The sequence below is a fragment of the Agromyces binzhouensis genome (assembly GCF_004135055.1).
GTDB classification, from domain to species: Bacteria; Actinomycetota; Actinomycetes; order Actinomycetales; family Microbacteriaceae; genus Agromyces; species Agromyces binzhouensis.
The window spans coordinates 1-1,070 of sequence record NZ_SDPL01000668.1; the positions used below are offsets into that span (position 1 = coordinate 1).

At 75.0% G+C, this 1,070-nt stretch carries 2 protein-coding genes; both read left to right on the forward strand.

Annotated features, from left to right (window positions below; all coding sequences use genetic code 11):
* The coding region (locus ESO86_RS19530) for a hypothetical protein (protein WP_165308334.1) at positions 1-270 on the forward strand (270 nt) is incomplete at its 5' end.
* A partial coding sequence (locus ESO86_RS17505) for a YhgE/Pip domain-containing protein (protein WP_422836511.1) occupies positions 267-1,070 on the forward strand: 804 nt, incomplete at its 3' end. The genes ESO86_RS19530 and ESO86_RS17505, both read left to right, overlap by 4 nt.

A 1,070-nucleotide genomic window follows, 5' to 3' on the forward strand; every position in this document is an offset into this window, starting at 1 on the left:
GCCGCCGCCGCCGGCCCCGAGCTCCTCGCCGTCGACGGCGTCGACCTCCTCGCCGATGCGGCGGCGCGGGACGAGCTCCTCGAGGTCCTCACCGGCGCCGCGCGCGGCGCGGAACGTCGGACGGGGCATCCGCTGACCGTGCTCGTCTCGTGCGAGCTCGCGTCGACGGCCGACGCGGTCCTGCCGCACGGGATCGGCCGGACGGTGCTCGAGCCGGCGGCATCCGCTCGACCCGCGAGGCAGGCGGCGACGACGGGGACGACGACATGACCGACACCTCGTTCTCGTCGTCGCAGGGCGCCGAACGCCTCGGCGCCCTCGGGATCGTCGGCGTGCTGCTCCTGCCCCTCGCGATCGCCGGGCTGCTCGCCTGGGGGCTCGCGGCGCCCGTGAGCGACTTCGACCAGGTCACCGCGGCGGTGGTCAACGACGACGAGCCGGTGGAGCTGAACGGGCAGACCGTGCCGCTCGGCCGCGAGTTCGCCGCAGGCCTCATCGGGGGCATCGCGGGCGAGGGGGCTCCCGACGACCCCGGGCCCGACGCGACGGCGACTCCCGCACCGACCGGTCCGAACTTCACGTGGATCCTGACGAACGACGACGACGCCGCGACGGGCCTCCGCGACGGTCGCTACGCCGCCGTGCTCACGATCCCGCCGTCGTTCTCCGCGGACGCGACCTCGATCTCCGGCCCCGCGGCGGATGCCGTGCACGCGACGCTGCACGTCCAGACGACGCCCGCGTCGGCCTACCTCGACCCCGCGCTCACCGAGGTCATCACGCAGGCGGCCGTCGCGACGTTCAACGCCCAGCTCACCGAGCGCTACCTCGGCAACGTCTACCAGGGGTTCAACACCATCAACGAGCAGATCGGCCAGGCCGCCGACGGCGCCGCCGAACTGGCGTCGGGCGCGTCGTCGCTCGCGAGCGGCGCAGCCTCGCTCGCCGACGGCACGTCGCAGCTCGCGTCCGGACTCGACTCGCTCGACTCGGGCGCCGCCTCGCTCGCCACGGGCCTCGCGCAGCTCGACGCCTCCGTGCAGTCCCTGCCGTCCGACACCGCGCAGCTC